Annotated in this window: 21 protein-coding genes; 10 read left to right on the top strand and 11 right to left on the bottom strand. The window is 63.6% G+C overall.

Translation table 11 applies throughout. From position 1 onward, the window contains the following. Positions 1–112 precede the first annotated feature (112 nt). Positions 113–268, top strand: a complete 156-nt coding sequence (locus tag FJV77_RS15855; protein WP_112560752.1) for a hypothetical protein — start codon at positions 113–115, stop codon at positions 266–268. Between the two features lie 199 nt (positions 269–467). Here FJV77_RS15855 and FJV77_RS15850 read toward each other — a convergent pair whose 3' ends face one another. After that, positions 468–1,232 (bottom strand): SOS response-associated peptidase, encoded by a 765-nt coding sequence (locus tag FJV77_RS15850; RefSeq protein WP_142867725.1) that lies wholly within the window; start codon positions 1,230–1,232, stop codon positions 468–470. Positions 1,233–1,355: 123 nt separating this feature from the next. On the opposite strand from FJV77_RS15850, the gene FJV77_RS15845 reads away from it, so the two are divergent. The 4 genes from FJV77_RS15845 (at position 1,356) to FJV77_RS15830 (ending at position 3,726) form a co-directional block, all read left to right on the top strand. Beyond that, positions 1,356–1,781 carry an NUDIX hydrolase gene (locus tag FJV77_RS15845; RefSeq protein ID WP_142867724.1) on the top strand — a complete coding sequence of 142 codons (426 nt, stop codon included), beginning with the start codon at positions 1,356–1,358 and terminating at the stop codon, positions 1,779–1,781. 49 nt (positions 1,782–1,830) lie between these two features. Then, positions 1,831–2,205, top strand: a complete 375-nt coding sequence (locus tag FJV77_RS15840; protein WP_142867723.1) for a TIGR02301 family protein — start codon at positions 1,831–1,833, stop codon at positions 2,203–2,205. Between the two features lie 333 nt (positions 2,206–2,538). After that, positions 2,539–2,796, top strand: a complete 258-nt coding sequence (locus FJV77_RS15835; protein ID WP_008874920.1) for a hypothetical protein — start codon at positions 2,539–2,541, stop codon at positions 2,794–2,796. A gap of 126 nt (positions 2,797–2,922) precedes the next feature. Beyond that, a complete protein-coding gene (locus FJV77_RS15830; RefSeq protein WP_185970333.1) occupies positions 2,923–3,726 on the top strand; it encodes a hypothetical protein in 804 nt (267 codons plus the stop codon). Positions 3,727–3,741: 15 nt separating this feature from the next. On the opposite strand, the gene FJV77_RS15825 is transcribed toward FJV77_RS15830, so the two are convergent. Next, positions 3,742–5,073, bottom strand: coding sequence for a dihydroorotase (locus FJV77_RS15825; RefSeq protein ID WP_142867722.1), 1,332 nt, complete (start codon positions 5,071–5,073; stop codon positions 3,742–3,744). Positions 5,074–5,155: 82 nt separating this feature from the next. On the opposite strand from FJV77_RS15825, the gene FJV77_RS15820 reads away from it, so the two are divergent. The 3 genes from FJV77_RS15820 (at position 5,156) to FJV77_RS15810 (ending at position 8,859) form a co-directional block, all read left to right on the top strand. Beyond that, entirely contained in the window at positions 5,156–6,016 is an 861-nt protein-coding gene (locus FJV77_RS15820; protein ID WP_142867721.1) for a folate-binding protein YgfZ, read from the top strand. Beyond that, positions 6,016–6,654, top strand: a complete 639-nt coding sequence (locus FJV77_RS15815; protein WP_142867720.1) for an HD family hydrolase — start codon at positions 6,016–6,018, stop codon at positions 6,652–6,654. The genes FJV77_RS15820 and FJV77_RS15815 overlap by 1 nt, the downstream gene beginning before the upstream one ends. Positions 6,655–6,720: 66 nt before the next feature. Continuing rightward, entirely contained in the window at positions 6,721–8,859 is a 2,139-nt protein-coding gene (locus tag FJV77_RS15810) for an EAL domain-containing protein (protein ID WP_142867719.1), read from the top strand. On the opposite strand, the gene FJV77_RS15805 is transcribed toward FJV77_RS15810, so the two are convergent. Further along, entirely contained in the window at positions 8,828–9,676 is an 849-nt protein-coding gene (locus FJV77_RS15805; protein ID WP_246691275.1) for an AraC family transcriptional regulator, read from the bottom strand. The genes FJV77_RS15810 and FJV77_RS15805 overlap by 32 nt on opposite strands. Positions 9,677–9,767: 91 nt before the next feature. On the opposite strand from FJV77_RS15805, the gene FJV77_RS15800 reads away from it, so the two are divergent. Next, positions 9,768–10,943: an amidohydrolase gene (locus tag FJV77_RS15800; protein WP_142867718.1), complete on the top strand. Its 1,176-nt coding sequence runs from the start codon at positions 9,768–9,770 to the stop codon at positions 10,941–10,943. A 6-nt stretch (positions 10,944–10,949) separates the two neighbouring features. Here the strand turns inward: FJV77_RS15800 and FJV77_RS15795 are convergent, their stop codons facing one another. Next, the gene (locus FJV77_RS15795; RefSeq protein WP_142867717.1) at positions 10,950–11,867 is read right to left on the bottom strand and encodes a fatty acid desaturase family protein; all 918 of its coding nucleotides are present in this window, start codon (positions 11,865–11,867) and stop codon (positions 10,950–10,952) included. An 87-nt stretch (positions 11,868–11,954) separates the two neighbouring features. Between FJV77_RS15795 and FJV77_RS15790 the strand changes: the two genes are divergently transcribed. Continuing rightward, the gene (locus FJV77_RS15790) at positions 11,955–12,860 is read left to right on the top strand and encodes a LysR substrate-binding domain-containing protein (RefSeq protein ID WP_142867716.1); all 906 of its coding nucleotides are present in this window, start codon (positions 11,955–11,957) and stop codon (positions 12,858–12,860) included. A 42-nt stretch (positions 12,861–12,902) separates the two neighbouring features. Here FJV77_RS15790 and FJV77_RS15785 read toward each other — a convergent pair whose 3' ends face one another. The 7 genes from FJV77_RS15785 to FJV77_RS15755 form a co-directional block, all read right to left on the bottom strand. After that, positions 12,903–13,175 (bottom strand): DUF3303 family protein, encoded by a 273-nt coding sequence (locus FJV77_RS15785; protein ID WP_142867715.1) that lies wholly within the window; start codon positions 13,173–13,175, stop codon positions 12,903–12,905. Positions 13,176–13,193: 18 nt separating this feature from the next. Further along, a complete protein-coding gene (locus FJV77_RS15780) occupies positions 13,194–14,657 on the bottom strand; it encodes a RimK family protein (RefSeq protein ID WP_142867714.1) in 1,464 nt (487 codons plus the stop codon). A gap of 5 nt (positions 14,658–14,662) precedes the next feature. Then, positions 14,663–15,760 (bottom strand): peptidase C39 family protein, encoded by a 1,098-nt coding sequence (locus FJV77_RS15775; RefSeq protein WP_142867713.1) that lies wholly within the window; start codon positions 15,758–15,760, stop codon positions 14,663–14,665. 206 nt (positions 15,761–15,966) lie between these two features. Then, positions 15,967–16,758 (bottom strand): anti-sigma factor, encoded by a 792-nt coding sequence (locus FJV77_RS15770; RefSeq protein WP_142867712.1) that lies wholly within the window; start codon positions 16,756–16,758, stop codon positions 15,967–15,969. Continuing rightward, positions 16,755–17,273 carry an RNA polymerase sigma factor gene (locus tag FJV77_RS15765; protein ID WP_142867711.1) on the bottom strand — a complete coding sequence of 173 codons (519 nt, stop codon included), beginning with the start codon at positions 17,271–17,273 and terminating at the stop codon, positions 16,755–16,757. The genes FJV77_RS15770 and FJV77_RS15765 overlap by 4 nt, the downstream gene beginning before the upstream one ends. Before the next feature lie 162 nt (positions 17,274–17,435). Then, complete coding sequence (locus FJV77_RS15760) at positions 17,436–17,852, bottom strand: type II toxin-antitoxin system VapC family toxin (RefSeq protein ID WP_142867710.1); 417 nt, start codon at positions 17,850–17,852, stop codon at positions 17,436–17,438. Further along, positions 17,852–18,094, bottom strand: coding sequence for a type II toxin-antitoxin system VapB family antitoxin (locus tag FJV77_RS15755; RefSeq protein ID WP_142867709.1), 243 nt, complete (start codon positions 18,092–18,094; stop codon positions 17,852–17,854). Before FJV77_RS15755 ends, FJV77_RS15760 begins: the two co-directional genes overlap by 1 nt. Positions 18,095–18,142 lie beyond the last annotated feature (48 nt).

Here is an 18,142-nt window from a genome sequence, read left to right as displayed (position 1 = left end):
AAACATGTCGGCACAGTCATGAAACATTCGCCGGCTAGTTCACCATGGGTCACGATTCGGTCAGATTCGGCCGGCAAACGCAGACACGGAAATGTTACCAGGGAAGAGATTGATGTCACGAACCAAGCAGGAATCGAGCCGCGCCAAGCAACCGGCGCTCGCCAACCACTACCGCGCGATCGGTCCGGCCGCCATCGTCGCCGCCCTTCTCCACACCGCCAAGAAGAAGAAGCCGGCACCGAAAATCACTTCGCCCCGCGCTGCCTGATCAAAGCTCGGGCACCGGCCGCCGCCAAGGCGTACGCCGGCACGGAAGGCTGAGGCGCGCCTGAGCGCGCCTGAAAACAACAGCTCTTCCTAATTGAGCAGGTTCTTCCCGAAGACTGGTTTCTTGGGGTCGTGCTCTAAGTCTTTGTTTGACGCATGTCGTTGTCCCAGAACCGCTGCACACTTCCGGGCGACATGCATTAGAACAGCGTCATTTGACTGTCGTCCGCGCCGGGCTTCTGGCGCCTGACCTTCTCGGGCTCAGGCCCGACGATGCCCCTGGCCTGTATCTCGGGCCCGGTGTTGGCGACCTTGTTGACGAGGTCGGAGACCGGCACAGCCTCGAAGAAATCGGGCTGTGCAGGTCTGAGCAGGTCGGCCACGTCGCGCGGTTCGAGCGTGCGGCAGTCCAGCCAGCGGGCGAAATCCTCAGGCGCGATGACCACCGGCATGCGGTCATGGATATGGGCGATGCCGGCATTGGCGTTGACGGTGAGAATGGCGCCGGTATCCATTTCCGAACCGCCCGGCTCGGCGTAGGTCTCGATCAGCCCGGCAAAGGCGACGAGCCCGCCATTCCTCGGCCGTATCCAGTAGGGCTGGCCCTTCTTGCCGTTGCCCGATTGCTGCCACTCATAAAAGCCGGAGGCCGGAACCAAGCCGCGGCGATGGCGCATGGCGGCTTTGAACGAGGCCTTCTCCGCCGCTCCTTCCGAGCGCGCATTGAACAGCAGCGGAAATTCCCTGGTGTCCTTGACCCAGGCCGGGATCAGACCCCAGCGCACCAGCATCGCCTGGCGATCGGGAAAATTCGAGCCCGGCATGCGCGGCGGCCCTGACAGCGCCATCAGCACCGGCTGCGTCGGCGCGATGTTGTAGCGGGCCGGAAAATCCTCCAGTTCGGCCAGGCCGAGCAAGGCAGCGGTCTGGTCCGGCGTGGCCGTCAGGGCAAAGCGTCCGCACATGGGCTAAGTTCTCTGAATGGTGTCATGCGAAGGTGGCGATGGAACCGGCCTTGCGCAACCGCTAAAGCTCGATGCCGCCAGCCGTCCACAAGGGTCTAACCTCATATAGGCGAATCGCGATCGATGAACGAACAGCGCAAGACACTTCCCGCAGTCTCCGTCGCCGTCGTGCGCGGCAGAACGGTGCTTCTGGTCAAGCGGGCGCGGCCGCCGTCGCAAGGGGTTTATGCCTTTCCCGGCGGCAAGGTCGAGCCCGGCGAAACGCTTGCGCAGGCAGCGGCGCGCGAATTGCTGGAAGAGACCGGGCTGCGGGCGAAAGACTATCGTCCGCTTCGGGACATCCACATCGACGGCAGCGGCGAGAATCACCCGGTCGACTATCTCCTGACGGTGTTCGGCGCTGTCTATGCCGGCGGCGAAGCGACAGCCAGCGACGACGCCGAAACCGCCGCCTTCTACACGCTGAACGACATGACCGACATGCCGCTCGCAGGCGATGTGTTTGAGGTCGCTGAGGAGCTTATGGGCTCAAGCGGTGCCGGTATCTGAACGCAGAGAATCGCCTTGCAGGCGACAAATTGTTTCGTCAGAAAGACTCATGACCCGCGTCGCGCTCTTCTTCGCCGCATGCCTCGCCGCCAGCACGGCTGCCGTGCAGCCGACGCTGGCCGCCGAGTCGCCGTTCGAGCCTGGGCTGATGCGGCTAGCCGAGGTGCTGGGATCGCTGCATTTCCTGCGCAATCTGTGCGGCGAAAAGGGCGACCAGTGGCGCACCGAGATGGAGAAGCTGATCGATTCGGAAAATCCAGATCCCGAGCGGCGCGCCCGCTTCATCGCCAGCTTCAATCGCGGTTACCGTTCCTTCGGCGGCACCTACACGCAGTGCACGCCGTCAGCGACCGAGGCCATCAGCCGCTACATGAAGGAAGGCGAGACGCTGTCGCGTGATATTGCCTCGCGCTACGGCAACTGACGAGCGCCGGACTGCGTTATAGCCAACACCTTTTCGTATACCTCCGCCTTGTATCCACGGCACGTTGATACAATGTTGGTGTTGCACTTTGGCAACAGTATTAACGAAACGTTAGCGCGCGGATGTGGAATTAACTCAAACTGAAGGTTTTCATCCCGCTCACCGGTCTAATCGGCTAAGTTTGAATCGGACCGAACGCTGGCGATGAGGTTTGTCAAATACGATCAAAAAAATGACGTATTTACAAATACTTACTTAGCCCGCGTGGAGATAGGGACAGCCCAAGCCGGATCCGACCCGTCGGATCGACGCTTGAAAAGGGTGGACATCGCGATGGAACATGGCGTCAACGACATCGACGCGCTGGTCAGGGAAGAAAAGCGCCTGACCGCGGTGGAAAGCCATAGCGAGGCCTGGGCGGAAGGTCTGTCGGCCGGCATCGAGCCGGAAATCATCGCCGAGGCAGCACTTGAAACGGCGTTCGGCGAGATGCTGCGCGCCAATGGCGAGACTTCAGCTCTTGCCCTGCTCGACCGCATGCGTGAAAAGGTGATCGCCGGCGCTTTCGAGCCGGAGCGGCTGCGCCACTAGATCTGCCTGCGTCCCTCTGGGCGCAAACCGGCGCTCCGGCGCCTTGATCGGTTCTTTGACGACGGCGCGCCGTTTGGGCATCATGCCTGGCACCTGAAGGAGCTCAGGCCCAAGGAGAGGCAAGCGGTGAATTTTTCGATGTCAGGCCAGCCTCGCGGACTGGTCCTCAGCATCTGGCTTGCCGCTTCCTGCGCCGCGGTTCCGCCGGCACTTGTCCTGACAAGCAGCCCTGCCCACGCGCTGAGCGAGATCAAGCGCGAGGAGCTTCCGGCGCCGGCTGCGCCGCCAGCCAACGGTGAGACGGCGCCATCCGAAAATTCCGTGCCGATGCCCGATCTGCCCGGCACGACGCCGCCAGCGGCCAGCCAGCCGAAATCACCCGCAGAGCCCGAACAAAGCCAGCCGGAAGGGCCGACCGACGATGGCGGCGTGGCCAACCCGCGTGCCGATCCCGATGCGCCGGTGCCTGAAGTCGTCTACGATCTTTCCAAATTGCCGGAGCCGGTCAGGCGCATGCACGACCTGATGGTCGAAGCCTGCGTCAGCGGCGACATCGAGAAGCTGCGGCCCCTGATCGGCACCGGCGAGACCATGACCCAATTGTCACTGGGCGAGATCGAGGGCGACCCGATCGCCTTCCTGAAGGGGCTTTCAGGCGACAAGGAAGGCCAGGAAATCCTCGCCATATTGGAAGAGGTGCTCAATGCCGGCTATGTCCATGTCGACGTCGGCACGCCGCAAGAGCTCTATGTCTGGCCGTATTTCTTCGCCCTGCCTCTGGACAAGCTTGACGCCAAACAGCGGGTCGAACTGTTCAAGATCGTCACCGCCGGCGACTATGACGACATGAAACAGTTCGGCGCCTACATCTTCTACCGCGTCGGCATCACGCCCGCCGGACAATGGACATTCTTCGTCGCCGGGGATTGAGTTTTTGCCGTCAGGCTATATCGGAAGGGCCTCGGAAAACTCCACCGGCCTGCCCTGCCCGGGCGTGACGACCTCGCCTTCCCACATGATGCGGCGGCCGCGCACGACGGCGCCGACCGGCCAGCCGGTGACTAGCTTGCCGTCATAGGGCGTCCAGCCGGCCTTGGAGCCGGCCTGCGCATTGGTGATGGTCTCGCGACGCTTCATGTCGACGATGGTGAAATCGGCGTCGTAGCCGGCGGCGATGCGGCCTTTCCGGGCCATCCCGAAGATGCGCTGCGGGCCGTGGCTGGACAGGTCGACGAAGCGCTGCAGGGTCAGCCGGCCTGAATTGACGTGGTCGAGCATGATCGGCACCAGCGTCTGCACCCCGGTCATCCCCGACGGCGACGCCGGATAGGGCTTTGCCTTCTCGGCCAGCGTGTGCGGGGCGTGGTCGGAGCCGAGCACGTCGACAACGCCTTGCGCAATGCCGTGCCAAACGCCGTCGCGATGGCGCGCCGCCCGCACCGGAGGATTCATCTGGATCAACGTGCCCAGCCGCCCATAGTCGTCGGCCGCGAGCGTCAGATGGTGCGGCGTCGCCTCGCAGGTCGCGACGTCCTTGTGCTGTTCGAGGAAGACGATCTCCTCCGCGGTGGAGATGTGCAGGACATGAATGCGCGCGCGGGTGTTTCGCGCGATGCGGACAAGGCGCTCGGTACAGCGCAAGGCGGCGATCTCATCGCGCCAGACCGGATGCGATGACGGGTCGCCCTCGACGCGCAGGCCAAGGCGCTCGCGCAGCCGGAACTCGTCCTCGGAGTGGAACGCGGCGCGGCGGCGGGTGTTGCGCAGGATCGATGCCACACCCTCGTCGTCCTCGACCAGCAGGTCGCCGGTGGACGAGCCCATGAACACTTTTATGCCGGCAGCACCGGGCAGCCTTTCGAGTTCGCCGACATCGCCGGCGTTCTCGCGCGTGCCGCCAACCCAGAAGGCAAAGTCGCAATGCATGCGGCTGGTAGCGCGGCGCACCTTGTCGGCAAGCGCTGATTCGCTGGTGGTCAGCGGGTTGGTGTTGGGCATTTCGAACACGGCGGTCACGCCGCCCAACACAGCCGCGCGCGAGCCCGTCTCCAGATCTTCCTTGTGCTCCAGCCCCGGCTCACGGAAATGCACCTGGCTGTCGATGACGCCCGGCAGGATATGCAGGCCGCGGCAATCGATCGTCTCACCGGCCGAGGCCTGGCTAAGATCGCCGATGGCCGCGATGCGACCGTCCTTGACGCCGACGTCGCGCGCGCCCTCGCCGTCATGGTTGACCACCGTGCCACCTGTCAGGATGAGGTCGTAGGTGCTGGCCATGGGCGTTCGGTCTCTTGCGGGGGGAGTATCGTCGGCTTACGTAAAGGCCGACCCTTTTGCAAGATCAGGTTCTTTTCCGCTCATGCACTTTGCCCAGCTCGAAAACCGCGCGCTCATTTCCGTGTCAGGCCCGGATGCCGAGCATTTCCTGCAGAACATCCTCACCACCGACCTCGATTTGCTGAAGGCCGAAGAGGTCAAACCGGGTGCGCTGCTGACGCCGCAAGGCAAGATCCTGTTCGATTTTCTGATCTCGCGCAGCGGCGAAAGCAGCTTCCAGCTGGAATGCCGGGCCGACGTCGCAGACGATTTCGTGCGCCGGCTGATGCTTTACAAGCTGCGCGCCAAGGCCGAGATTGCCAAGCGGGATCAATTGCTTGTGACGGTTGCATGGGGCGATGATTCAACCGCTTCACATTCTGATTCAACGGCACTTGCCGATACCCGCTTCCGTGACGTAGCCGTCAGCCGCTCCTATGGAGGCGTATCCGAAGGCGGCGATCCGGCTGCATGGCAAACCCTGCGCATCGCCCACGGCATTGCCGAAAGCGGGCCGGACTACCAGCTCGGCGACGCCTTCCCGCATGACGTGCTGCTCGACGAGACCGGCGGGGTCGGCTTCAAGAAGGGCTGCTATGTCGGCCAGGAAGTGGTCTCGCGCATGCAGCATCGCGGCACCGCCAGACGGCGCGTGCTGATCGTTTCGGCCGACAATGCTTTGCCCGCGCCGGGCACGGAACTGACGGTGGCGGGGCGGCCGGTCGGCACGCTCGGCTCGAGCAAAGGCTCCATCGGCCTAGCCGTTGCCCGCATCGACCGGGTCAAGGCGGCGCTCGATGCCGGGCAACCGATCCTGGCGGGTGACGTCGCTGTTTCGCTCGCCATTCCGGCCTGGGCAAAGTTCAGCTTTCCCAGGGAAGCGGTCGACGCGGAGGACGCCTGATGGCGGCCGACCGTGTCGGGGCGCCACCGCGCGCCTGGCAGCGCATGCTGTCGGGACGGCGACTCGACCTGCTCGATCCCTCGCCGCTCGACATCGAAATCTCCGACATCGCCCACGGGCTTGCCCGTGTCGCCCGCTGGAATGGTCAGACACGCGGCGATCACGCCTTTTCGGTTGCCCAGCATTCGCTGCTGGTCGAGGCGCTTTTTGGCGAATTGCAGCCGGACGCCTCGGCCAATGCGCGGCTGGCGGCCCTGCTGCACGACGCGCCGGAATATGTCATCGGCGACATGATCTCGCCGTTCAAATCGGTGATGGGCGGCTCCTACAAGGATTGCGAGTTGCGCCTCCAGCGCGCCATCCACCAGCGCTTTTCGCTGCCGGCCGAACTCGGCGTCGGCCTGCGCAAGGAGATCAAGCGCGCCGACCAGATCGCTGCCTATTATGAAGCGACGCTGCTTGCCGGCTTTTCGACCGCGGAGGCAACCGAGTTCTTCGGCCGGCCGCGCGGCTTCAATGCCGACCGCTTCGATTTCACGCCGCGCTCGGTGACCTCGGCGCAGGCTGCCTTCCTCAAGCGTTATGCGACGCTCGAAAAGCAGCGCCAGGCAACGGTTGCTGTGCATTCGGCGCAGTGAACATACGCTAAATTAACCAGCGGTAACCACAGTACCGGGTTCGATCACGGTCAGCAGGTACGCCTCATGTCCGTTGCGCACGTCAAGGGTGGTTCGCCCGTCCGCAGACGGGGAGCCGGAGGCGTTGCCGCGCCACGGCAGATCGCGGACGAATTGCGCCACCAGAACGAGCGCTTTTCGGCGGCCGTCGAGAACATGTCGCATGGGCTGTGCATGTTCGATGCCGACGAGCGGATGATCATCTGCAACCGCAACTATCTCAGCATCTTTTCCCTCGATGCGAAGATCGTGCGGCCCGGCATCGCGTTCCTGGATATTCTCCAGCACAGCGTCGACATCGGCGTCGCCTCGCAGAGCGCCGCAGACCTCTATGCCATCCGCAAGCCCTATATCGAGCGCGCGCAAGCCTCGACCTATGAGGAAATACTGTCGGACGGCCGTATCGTTTCCATCACGCACCGGCCGCTGGCCTCGGGCGGCTGGGTGTCGATCTATGAGGACATCACGGAGCAAAGGCGGGCCGAGCAGGAATTGAAGGAGCAGCACCGCCGCTTCGATGCGGCGCTCGCCAACATGTCGCAAGGCCTGCTGATGTATGACGCCGACGGTACGCTGATCGTGCGCAACCAGCGCTTCTTCGACCTCTACAACGTCACGCCCAGCGACTTCCCGCTCGGCATGAGCCAGCGCGCCCTGCTCGAACAGATGGTGCGTCTGCGCATCTATCCGTCGATCGACATCGACGGCGAGATCTCCAAGACCAGGGCCAGCCTGCAAGCCGGCGAAACGCGCTCGACAAATCGCATCCTTGCCGATGGCCGAACATTGCTGATTGCGCGCCGGCCGCTTGCCGGCGGGGGCTGGGTGGCGACGTTCGAAGACATCACCGAGCGCCGGCGCGCCGAAGAGCGCATGAGCCACCTTGCCCATCACGACACGCTGACCGACCTGCCCAACCGCTCGATGTTCCGCGAGCGGCTCGACCAGGCGCTTGGCGAAACCCCTGCTGCTCCGCTGGCGATCTTCTCGCTCGACCTTGATCGCTTCAAGGCCGTCAACGACACCTGGGGACACCCGGCCGGCGACTGGCTGCTGAAATGCGTGGCCGAACGGCTGCGGCACAGCCTGCGCAGCGACACCGATGTGGTCGCCCGTCTCGGCGGCGACGAGTTCGCCATCCTGCAGTTCAATCCCAAAGGCGCCACCGATGCGGAACAACTGGCAAAGCGCATCGTCGCTGTCGTCAGCCAGCCGTTTCGCGACAAGGGCCGCGACATGCATGTCGGCATCAGCCTTGGCATCGCGCTGTATCCCGGTGACGGCAAGGACGCCGACACGCTGTTGAAGAATGCCGACATGGCGCTCTACAGCGGCAAGAGCGAAGGCCGCAACGTCTACCGCTTTTTCGAACCCGGCATGGATGCCCTGGTGCGGGCGCGCCGGGCGCTCGAAACCGATCTCGAGACGGCACTGAAGCGGCAGGAATTCGTCCTGGACTTCCAGCCGATCACCAACATCGCGTCAGGCGAAATCGTCGGCGCCGAGGCTTTGATGCGGTGGAATTCGCCGACGCGCGGCCTGGTGGCGCCCGACGATTTCATCGCGGCCGCCGAAGACAGCGGACTGATCGTGCCGCTGGGCGAATGGGCACTCAAACAGGCCTGTAGCGTGGCCGCCGGCTGGCCGCCTGGTATGCGGATCGCCGTCAACGTCTCGGCCGTGCAGATCAGAAGCGCCGACTTTGCCCGCAGCGTGATTTCGGCGCTGGCCGTTTCCGGCGTGCCGGCCAGGCGGCTTGAGCTGGAGATCACCGAAACCGTGCTGATGGATGAGAGCAAGACGGTGCTGCGGACGCTGAGGCAGCTGCGCGAACTCGGCGTCCGCATTGCGCTCGACGATTTCGGCACCGGCTATTCGTCGCTTGGCTATCTCAGGCGTTTTCCCGTCGACAAGATCAAGATCGACCGCTCGTTCATCCATGATATCGACAACCGGGACACAGCGGCGATCGTGCGCACGATCATCGGGCTTGGCGCCGAGCTCGGCATCACCGTCACCGCTGAAGGCGTCGAGACCGAAGCGCAGCTCGACATATTGCGCAAGGCTGGCTGCGTCGAGGCGCAGGGCTTTCTGATCGGCATGCCGTCAAAGGCGGCTGACATGGCACGACTGCTCAAGTCGAAGGCAGCGTCCCGGCCCGCCTGAACATCCCCGGTGTCATTCCATGCGCCGCGCGGAAGGTGCGCGAAAGATGGCTTTGATCGGAGAAGCCGGCCGCAAAGGCGGCGTCGGCGAGGTTTGAGCCTTGGCGGATCAGGAGATCGGCGCGGCGCAACCGGCGGTCACGGATGAAGGCAGCGGGCGTGAGACCCAGCACCTTCCTGAAATCCCGGATGACCTGGAAGCGCGTCACGCCTGCAGCTTCAGCGAGCCGCCGCAAATCGAGGTCCGAGTTCAGATGGTCTTCGATGACCTGTTCATAGACCTGGAGCCGGCTTTTCGAGCCGAAGCTTTCGACCGCCTCGCGCCGTCGGCCGCCCCAATCGCCATGGCGCAGGACGAGCTTGCGCAAGGCGATCAGCATGGATGTCTCGGCACTTGTGGCATCGCCTGATGTCGAGGCCTGGTGTGCGGCGGCCACCGCCTGGACGAGGTCGGCGTCATCGACGATCGATTGCGAAAACAGTGGCGCGCGATCCTGCCCGAGTTCTCCCGCGATCGCGCCCATGAGGGAAGCCGTGGGATAGAAGGTGCGGTAGGCCCAGCCCTGCTCGGCACCAGCCTCGCCGTCGTGCCACACCTCCGGATTGACGAGGAGGACCGTGCCCATCGGCGCGACGACGGTCTCGTTGCCGATGCGGACACGCTCGCAGCCTTGCGTGATCAGGGCGACGACATAGGTCGGGTGCGTGTGCAACTGGTAGCGATGCCGCGTGAAACGCGCCGTGAGCATGCCAAGATCGCGAAAGCGCGGATGACGCCAGAACTGCGTTGTCTCCTGCGGCTCCTGAATTCCCGACACGGTCAATCCTGTTCAAGACGCTGCCGGCGCAAACCCTTTAGGTGCCGGCATCGACAAGGCCGAATTTACGACGGCCGGCAAGGAGAGCGCAATGCTGCACAACGACCCCGTCGCCGCCCTCACCCCGCAGGTGGTGGAATGGCGGCACCACATCCATGCCAATCCCGAGCTCGGCTTCGGCGAATATGAGACGGCGCGCTTTGTTGCCGCCAAGCTGCGCGCCTTCGGGCTCGACGAAATCCATGAAGGCATAGGCGGCACCGGCGTGATCGGCGTCCTCAGGGGTCGGCCGGGGACACGCGCGATCGGGCTCAGGGCCGAACTCGATGCCTTGCCTGTGCTGGAGAAGACCGGATTGCCCTACGCTTCGAAAAAGGACGGCGTGATGCATGCCTGCGGCCATGACGGCCACACCGCGATGCTGCTCGGCGCCGCCAAACTGCTCGCCGATAGCAGAGCCTTCGACGGAACCGTCTGCTTCATCTTCCAGCCAGCGGAGGAAAATGAAGGTGGCAGCATGCGGATGATCGAGGACAGGCTGTTTGAGCGCTTCCCGGTGGAAGCCGTTTACGCCGTCCACAACTGGCCGGGACTGCCGCTCGGCACGATCGCGGTCCGTGCCGGTGCGATGATGGCGGCCGTCGACAATTTCGAGCTGAGTTTCGAGGGGACCGGCGCGCATGCCGCCATGCCGCAGCTCGGCGACGACCCGGTGCTGGCGGCCAGCGCCTTCGTTCAGGCCGTGCAGCGCATCGTCAGCCGCTCGGTCGATCCGCAGACGGCGCTGGTCGTCTCGATCACGCAGATCCATGGCGGCAATGTCGGCAACATCGTGCCGGGCAAGGTCTGGCTGCAGGGAACCTGCCGCTTCTTCGAGCCCGCTCTGTCGGATCATTGTGAAAGGCTGATCGGCGACATCGCGGACGGTATCGCCTCGGCGCACGGCCTGACCGCAAAGCTGGCCTACAGGAAAGGCTATCCGCCGCTGGTCAACACATCGGTCGCGACCGAACAGGCCGTGCAGGCCGCCGCCGCCGTCGTCGGCAGCGAGCAAGTCGAGACCGCGTTCAACCCGAGCCTCGGTTGCGAGGATTTCGCCTATATGGTCCGCGAAGCCGGCGGTTGCTATGCGTGGATCGGCGCCGGCGCGGTCGGACCGGGCGAAGGGCTGCACGGCGATCGCTATGTCTTCAACGACGCCATCGTTCCGACCGTGCTGAGCTATTTCGTTATCCTCGTCGAGCAGACACTGGCGAGGGCAGACTGAGGGCCGTCAGCGCAGGGTCTCGATGTATTTCTCGTGGAAGCTGACATAACCGGGCTCGACCACTTTGAGATGGCGCTCGATCAACTGGTGAAATGCGGGCAATTGATGGAACGGCACGCCGGGATAGGCATGGTGCTCGGTGTGATACGGCATATTCCAGGCAACCTTGCGCACCAGCCAATTGGTTAGCGTGGTACGGGTGTTTTCGAGCATGTTGGCGACGAGCGGGCAGCGACCATGTTCGGCCAGCAGATAGAGCCTGAGGAATGGCTGTCCGAGCAGCGCCGGCACGATCCAGACATAGAGCAGCACCGTCGCGTTGAACCAGAGCGCCAGTGCGGCGACTACGACATAGAAAGCGATCATGGCGCGGGCCTCAGCACGCACCTTGGGCAGGCCCTTTGGCGGCACGTAGCTATCTCGGCAGCCGCCGGTCGCGTTGGTGTAGAGCGTCTGCAGATGCCCCCACCACACCGGCAGGCCCGACACGTGGACGACGTATTGCCGCACCGTCTCCGGTTTCGGAAAGGCGAGCTCGGGATCGTTCTCGGGATCCTGGGTAAAGCGGTGATGGGCGAAATGGAAATAGCGGAACCAGTCAGCCGGCAGCGCGATCGCCAGGCTGCAGACCCTTGCCACGGCATCGTTGAGCCATTGCGTCTCGAAGGCCGTCCTGTGTACCGTCTCATGCAGCAGCGTGAACAGGAAGACGATGAGGATGCCTTGCGGCAGCATCAGCAGCGGCCAGTACGGCACTTTGGCCGCGATCAGCGCGCCGAGAACGATGATCCCGCCGAGATGGAAGGCGAGCTGGACTAGGCCCGGCCCGTCCGATTTGCCGGTCAGGCGGTTGCGCTGCTCATTGGTCAGCGACGCGATGACATCGCGATGGTCTCTGGGTTCAGTCTGAGCCGATATGTTCATTGCGCCACGCTACCCCAACAAGAAACCTTTCTAAAAACGAGAATTTCTGCAAAATAGATAAGCTAAGCTTATCTATCGGATCACCAAATGGCCGCGCTTCCATCCCTGAAAGGACTGCAAGCCTTCGAGGCGGCTGCACGCTCGGGGAGCTTTGCCGCGGCGGCGGAAGAGCTGTCGATCTCGGCGGCGGCCGTCAGCCAGCTTATCCGCACCGTCGAGGAGCAGATGGGCCGCAAGCTGTTCCATCGCGTCAACCGCCGCGTTGTGCTGACCGAAGCCGGCGTCGAGATGCTGCCGAGGCTGACCTTGGCCTTCGAGGAGATCGGCAGCATAGCGCGCGGCGGCGATGCCTTCCGCCCGCGGCTTGTCATATCGGTGCCTCCGTCCATGGCGATGGGCTGGCTTTCGCAACGTCTCGCCGGCTTTGTCGCCAGCCACGGCGCCGTCGACATCTCGCTGCGCGGTGATGACGACCCGGTGCCGTTCGACCGCGAACTGATCGACATAAGGCTGTCCTTTGGCCCGCACTATCGCGAACACCCGACCGAGGACATTGTCAGGGACGCCGTCTACCCCGTCTGCGCGCCTGGACTTGCGGCAACGATCAAACCCGACAGCTTGGTCCGCATGCCGCTGATCCACACCGACTGGGGACCGACCGGCGCGTCATTTCCATCATGGCGCAACTGGTTTGAGGCGGCCGGCATCGAGCCCGGCCGGGCAGTCCAGCGCGGCCTGTCGGCGAATTCGTCGCGAGCAGCGCTCGATCTGGCCATTTCAGGGTTGGGCGTGACGCTGGCACAAGGCATCTATTGCGCCCAGGCGTTGGAAGACGGCCGGCTGGTCCGGGCGAATGCCCTATCGATCGCGCTGCGCCAACCCTATTGCCTGACGATCCCCGAGCGCAGCGCACGGCGCGACGTGGTGGCGGCGTTTCGCAATTGGCTGATCGACGAATGCCGGCGGTCGGTGGGTTCGCCGGTGCTCCGATGATGGCGTGCCCCGCTCCGACATGGGCGGCCAATGCCGCCCCACTCAGAGATGGCTGGCCAACGCGGCGACCATGTCCTTGTTCGTCGCCACGGGAATGATCTCGAACTCCACCAGGTCGGACCATTCGATGACCCAGCGCTGCAGCAGCGTCACATCATCGGCCTCGACCAAAAGGAAGCAGCGGCTCATATCCGCCGCGATCCAGGAGTGGTGCACGGCAAGCTCATCCGGCTTCAGGCGGCCGCGTTCGCCGAAGCGGCGATAGATCTCCTTGCGATCGCAGCCGGTGAAATCCTCGATGACGATAAACTGCATACGTCCCCTCGCCTTGAACTACCGCCCGGGACGGTCGAGCCGTTCCAGGAACCATTGCGTCAGCCGCACCCAGACCTCGTCCTTTTCGCCGGAATCCTCCCAGCCATGGTCGAGATTGGGGTTGTCGTTGACCTCGATGACGAACACGCCATCCTTGGTCTCCTTGAGGTCGACGCCATAAAGCCCGTCACCGATGCAGCGCGCCGCCTTCACCGCCGTCTCGACGACATGCGGCGGCGTCTCTTTCAGCGTGAAGGTCTTGATGCCGCCCTGGTCGGGCTTGCCGCTGGCCTTGTGGTTGACGATCTGCCAGTGCTTTTTGGCCATCAGATAGTGCACGGCAAACAGCGGCTGGCCGCCGAGCACGCCGACACGCCAGTCATATTCGGTCGGAATGAATTTCTGCGCGATCAGAAGATCGGAATCCTCCAGCCACTCGGTGGCGAGTGTCTTCAGTTCCTCGAAGCTGCCGCATTTCTTGACGCCGCGCGAAAACGACGAATCCGGGATCTTCAGCACCAGCGGAAAGCCCAGCGTCTGCGCCGCCAGTTCGAGGTCCGTGGTGCCGGCAATCATCACCGTCGGCGGCACCGGCACCTTGTTGTAAGCCATCAGCTCATTGAGATAGACCTTGTTGGTGCAGCGGATCATCGACAGCGGATCGTCGATCACCGGCATGCCTTCCTGCTGGGCGCGTCGCGCGAAGCGGTAGGTGTGGTTGGAAATCGAGGTGGTCTCGCGGATGAACAGCGCGTCGTAATTGGCGAGCTTGGCCAAGTCCTTCCTGGTGATCGGTTCGATTTCGACGCCCATCTTTTCGGCGATCTTGGCCCAGTAGCGCAGCGAGGAAATCTCCGAGGGCGGCAGTTCCTCATGCGGATCGACCAGCGTGGCGAAGGTGTAGCGCGCCGGTGTGCGGCCCTTGGTGTCACGCCACTCGCGGTTGGTGTAGGTCTCGAGCGCCTGCACGAAGAAGGCTTCTTCCTCCTCGGTCATCCTGGCCAGCGGCAGGAAGCCGATCTTGCGGATCGCGGCCCATTCGGCACTGTCCTTGATGTGGACCTCAAGCGCCGGGGCGCGGAACCAGTCGAACAACAGCTTGGCGAAGCGATCCCAGATCTTCGACGGGCCGACGCCGAAGAAGATGCAGACTTTTTGCGGAAAGACGCCGCCGAGATCCTTGCGGCATTTGTTGAGCGCCAGCTCCAGTTCCGGCAGCGCGTGCTCGTAGAGCTTGCGCTCCGACAGGTCGATCATCGTCTCGACCGTCGGGATGACCTTGTGGCCGCGCGAACCGGCGAGCAGCGAGGCATAGTAGCCGCGGCTCTGGTAGGCGTAGTGGTTCGACAGGTTGATCACCTTCGGCTGCTGGCCGCGAAACAGCGCCGGATGCGCAAGATAATCACGGTTGGTGATGATCTTGTGCGGCGTCGCCGTCTGGTCGAGATCGTTCTGCCGGCCGGTGAGGATGACCCAGGTCATTGTTATCAGCGTTTCCCAAGAGTGATGGCAGCACGCAGTCCGTCGCGGCCGAATTGCGCCATGTTCATGAAGATGCCGTGGGGGACGGGAATGTTGGCGGCATCGAGGATGGTCTCCTGTCTTTCGTCCTCGACCCAGGGATCGTGGATCAGAATGTGATCGCCGTCATCGCCGATGGCCAGCACCCAATGCGGCACCTTCTTGCCGAACATCAGGAAGCCGCTGATCAGTACCAGCACCAGTTTGCCTTCGGCCAGGGCGCCACGGATGTCGTCGATGGCGAATGGACGGTAATTCACCGGGATGCCGTATTGTTCCGCGCGGCGGCGAAAGTCGACCTGGGCGAGTTCCATCACCCGGCGCTTGTCCTCGCTGCGCACCGACTGCAGGAAGAGCGCGCCATAGAAGGACACGAAGATTTCCGCCGCCAGCCCGTTTTCGTGGCCGGCCACCGCAAGGCCGAAGGGCTCGCAACCGCCCGGGCCGGACATCATGAAAACCGTCGTCGCCTCGCGCCAAAGGCGGATTTCCATGACCGGATCGGGCACGAAGCCGGAATCGTAGTTGGCCATCGCCATCATCAGGCAACATGGGCCGCAGGTGAATTCACAGGTCTGCTGGTAAAACGGCACTTTGGTGGCGACCGGAATGTCGCCGCGCAAGGTCTTCTCGTAGCGCAGCGCGGTGGCGCCATCCTCGTAATAGTGGGGTTCGCGACCGATCTTGCGGTAGCCGCTCTGCTCATAGATGCCGATGGCGCGAAGATTGTCCTCGCGCACTTCGAGGCGCAGCATCATGCGGTCGTGCTCGAAGGCGGCCTCTTCGGCCGCGGCAAGCAGCATGCGGCCGATGCCGAGGCCGCCGAAAAACGGGCCGGTGGCAAGCGAATAGAGCCGGGCGACGCCACTACCCTTGCGAAACAGCACCACGGCGTAGCCGGCGACGCGGCCATCGCTTTCGGCGACCAGCAGCTCGGCGGTCTCGCGTTCGATCAACAGTCGAAAGGAGCGCCGGGAAATGCGGTCACTGGAAAAAACCGCCTTCTCGATGGCGGCGAGGTCATCGACGTCGGACGCGCGGGCCTTGCGAATCTCGGCAGGCATGCGGGTTCAGAAAACCTCGATTGAGTGGGTGGAAAGCCCCGGTCGAACACGTCGCAAACATCAGCCGAAACGCCGATATCAGCCAAGCGCTATCGCACCTTGAATAGGGCCGAATTGTGACAGGTTGCGCCGCGAGTGGCGGGCGGTGGCGGCGGCACCGCGAAGTGCGGCGTCGCCCCGGTGCATGACCCGAAAACGGAATGCGCTCAACTGGCGAGGCCGGCCACTAGCTGGCCATAGGCGCGCTTGGCCACTGCCGCCAGCTGCTCGCGCGGCAGCGAACCGACGACGGCGCAGGCATAGCCCTTGTCCAGCCAGTAGACCGCCTCGGGACCGTCGGCGTCCGCCATGTAGGTGCCCTTGGACTTGGCTGAGGAATCAGCGGTAACGAACAGGGAGATGCGCTGGCCCTTGGCGTCCTCGTAAAGCAGCATGGCGGCCTTGCCCTGGCCGGCGGGCAGCAACCGGCCGCCAACCAGCTGGAAGCCCTCCGCCACCAGATCGGGCGCCACCAGCTTCAGGCCGACGCGGTTGGACAGCCAGGTCTGCAGATGATCCTTGTCGCTGGCCGGCACTTCCACCGCATGGCGCTGTTCGGCGGCATAGATGACATGGGCGGCGATAGCCTCCTCGGCCAGCTGGTCGTCTGCCCCGTCATCCCTGCCGATACCGTCGATGCCGGCAAAATAGCCGCCAAGACCGCCGACGACGAGCACCGCGGCCGCCGCAGCTGCAAGCCACCAGCGCGACTGCTGCGCCGCCACTTTGGTCGCGCCTTCACCGCGCAGGATCTGCTTGAACAGCACCGGCACCGGCTCGTCGAGCACGCCGGCAAAGGCGGCGCGCAGCGCAGCGCGATCGGCGGTGTAGCGGGCGCTTTTCGCCTTCATTTCGGGATTGGCGTCGATCCAGGCGTCATAGGCGGCGCGCTCATCGCCGGGCAGCTCGCCGTCGAGGGCCATGTGGATGTCGCGTTCGGAAAAATCGCGGCGGGTCATTTCTCGACGATCCTTATCGAGCGGCGGCGTGCGGTGTCGTCGAGCAGGCTGCGCAGTTCCTCGCGCCCGCGCGCAATGCGCGACATCAGCGTGCCGGCGGGCACGCCGAGAATGTTGGCGGCCTCGGCATAGGAAAATCCTTCGATGGCGACCATGACGAGGGCGGCGCGGCGGTCGGGACTGATCGCCTGCAGAGCATCGATGATCTCGCGCGATGCCGCATTCTCCGCCTGCTCGGCGGGGACTGCCTGCGCCTCGTTTGCGTCGAGCGGCAGGATCGCCGCCTCACCGCGCCGGTTCACCTTGCGCATCTGATCGATGAACAAATGATGCATGATCGTAAACAGCCACCTCCGGGGGCTTTCTCCTGTCTGCCAGCTCTCGAGCCGCAAGAGCGCCCGTTCGAGGCAATCCTGGACGAGATCGTCGGCGGACTCGCGGTTGCGCAGAAGCGAGCGTGCGTAGCGGCGCAGGCGCGGTATTTCACCAAGGATTGCTGCCTTCTTTTCGTCCATGACCGCTGGTTCTGAGGTCGCCTTTGTTTAACCCGATTGAACGCGCCTTCCCGGCGTGGCGCAAGCGGCCAGCGCGAAGCGGTCCGCCGCCCCGGTCACCCAAGCAGTGAGATAACGAGGTGATCGGCCAAATTATTCCCGGCAATCAACAAGAAAGCCGAATTATCCCAAATCCGTCAGTGCGAAATCATTGCCCTTGTAGAGCAGCGGAAGATCGCGGCTTTTCGCGCAGGCATAGGCGAAACAGTCTCCGAGATTCAGATCCGCCTTGTGTCCAACGGCTTTGCCGTAACGGGCACTCGCGTCAACGGCTCGAGAGCCGATGTCGTCGTCGATCGTCACATTGTCTCCGTCAATCTCCAGAATGAACCGATCAACCAGATCGCGAGCATGGAGAAGTGCCTCGGCAGTGGGTTTGCGCGAACCCGCACCGGCACGCGCCAGTGCTTGTGTCGCTTCGAAGCGCACCAAGGGAGAAACGCAGAGCAAGCCGGAAAACCCGGAAACCCGCTTGATCAATTCCTCCCAACCCGGCTCCTGGTTGAGAATGGCGACCACCACCGACGCGTCGACAAACATTAGTCTTCCCACATCTCGTCGGTGAACTTCTTCATATCGAAATCGGGATTGGGCAGACCAATCTGCCTGGCCTCGACCTGTAGCCTGCCAATCCGGTCGCGCAGCGGCACCTTGGTGCGATTGCGCTCGAGTTCGTGCACGAGCGCGATCCGCACCGCCTCGGTTTTGCTCGGCGCGTTCGTCTCGCGCTGCAATCGGGTCGCCAGCGCATCCACTTCGTCGTCACGTATATAAAGCGGCATATGAATATCCTCTACTGGATATTCATATATTCCATCCTGCATATTCGT

Source organism: Mesorhizobium sp. WSM4306, from assembly GCF_007003975.1.
GTDB lineage: Bacteria > Pseudomonadota > Alphaproteobacteria > Rhizobiales > Rhizobiaceae > Mesorhizobium.
This window is presented reverse-complemented; position numbering and strand designations above follow the sequence as displayed.

Excerpts from the sequence above, each read along its gene's own strand:
- FJV77_RS15855 (WP_112560752.1), top strand. The coding sequence starts at position 113 with ATGTCACGAACCAAGCAGGAATCGAGCCGCGCCAAGCAACCGGCGCTC.
- FJV77_RS15850 (WP_142867725.1), bottom strand. The coding sequence starts at position 1,232 with ATGTGCGGACGCTTTGCCCTGACGGCCACGCCGGACCAGACCGCTGCC.
- FJV77_RS15845 (WP_142867724.1), top strand. The coding sequence starts at position 1,356 with ATGAACGAACAGCGCAAGACACTTCCCGCAGTCTCCGTCGCCGTCGTG.
- FJV77_RS15840 (WP_142867723.1), top strand. The coding sequence starts at position 1,831 with ATGACCCGCGTCGCGCTCTTCTTCGCCGCATGCCTCGCCGCCAGCACG.
- FJV77_RS15835 (WP_008874920.1), top strand. The coding sequence starts at position 2,539 with ATGGAACATGGCGTCAACGACATCGACGCGCTGGTCAGGGAAGAAAAG.
- FJV77_RS15825 (WP_142867722.1), bottom strand. The coding sequence starts at position 5,073 with ATGGCCAGCACCTACGACCTCATCCTGACAGGTGGCACGGTGGTCAAC.
- FJV77_RS15820 (WP_142867721.1), top strand. The coding sequence starts at position 5,156 with ATGCACTTTGCCCAGCTCGAAAACCGCGCGCTCATTTCCGTGTCAGGC.
- FJV77_RS15815 (WP_142867720.1), top strand. The coding sequence starts at position 6,016 with ATGGCGGCCGACCGTGTCGGGGCGCCACCGCGCGCCTGGCAGCGCATG.
- FJV77_RS15810 (WP_142867719.1), top strand. The coding sequence starts at position 6,721 with ATGTCCGTTGCGCACGTCAAGGGTGGTTCGCCCGTCCGCAGACGGGGA.
- FJV77_RS15800 (WP_142867718.1), top strand. The coding sequence starts at position 9,768 with ATGCTGCACAACGACCCCGTCGCCGCCCTCACCCCGCAGGTGGTGGAA.
- FJV77_RS15795 (WP_142867717.1), bottom strand. The coding sequence starts at position 11,867 with ATGAACATATCGGCTCAGACTGAACCCAGAGACCATCGCGATGTCATC.
- FJV77_RS15790 (WP_142867716.1), top strand. The coding sequence starts at position 11,955 with ATGGCCGCGCTTCCATCCCTGAAAGGACTGCAAGCCTTCGAGGCGGCT.
- FJV77_RS15785 (WP_142867715.1), bottom strand. The coding sequence starts at position 13,175 with ATGCAGTTTATCGTCATCGAGGATTTCACCGGCTGCGATCGCAAGGAG.
- FJV77_RS15780 (WP_142867714.1), bottom strand. The coding sequence starts at position 14,657 with ATGACCTGGGTCATCCTCACCGGCCGGCAGAACGATCTCGACCAGACG.
- FJV77_RS15775 (WP_142867713.1), bottom strand. The coding sequence starts at position 15,760 with ATGCCTGCCGAGATTCGCAAGGCCCGCGCGTCCGACGTCGATGACCTC.
- FJV77_RS15770 (WP_142867712.1), bottom strand. The coding sequence starts at position 16,758 with ATGACCCGCCGCGATTTTTCCGAACGCGACATCCACATGGCCCTCGAC.
- FJV77_RS15765 (WP_142867711.1), bottom strand. The coding sequence starts at position 17,273 with ATGGACGAAAAGAAGGCAGCAATCCTTGGTGAAATACCGCGCCTGCGC.
- FJV77_RS15760 (WP_142867710.1), bottom strand. The coding sequence starts at position 17,852 with ATGTTTGTCGACGCGTCGGTGGTGGTCGCCATTCTCAACCAGGAGCCG.
- FJV77_RS15755 (WP_142867709.1), bottom strand. The coding sequence starts at position 18,094 with ATGCCGCTTTATATACGTGACGACGAAGTGGATGCGCTGGCGACCCGA.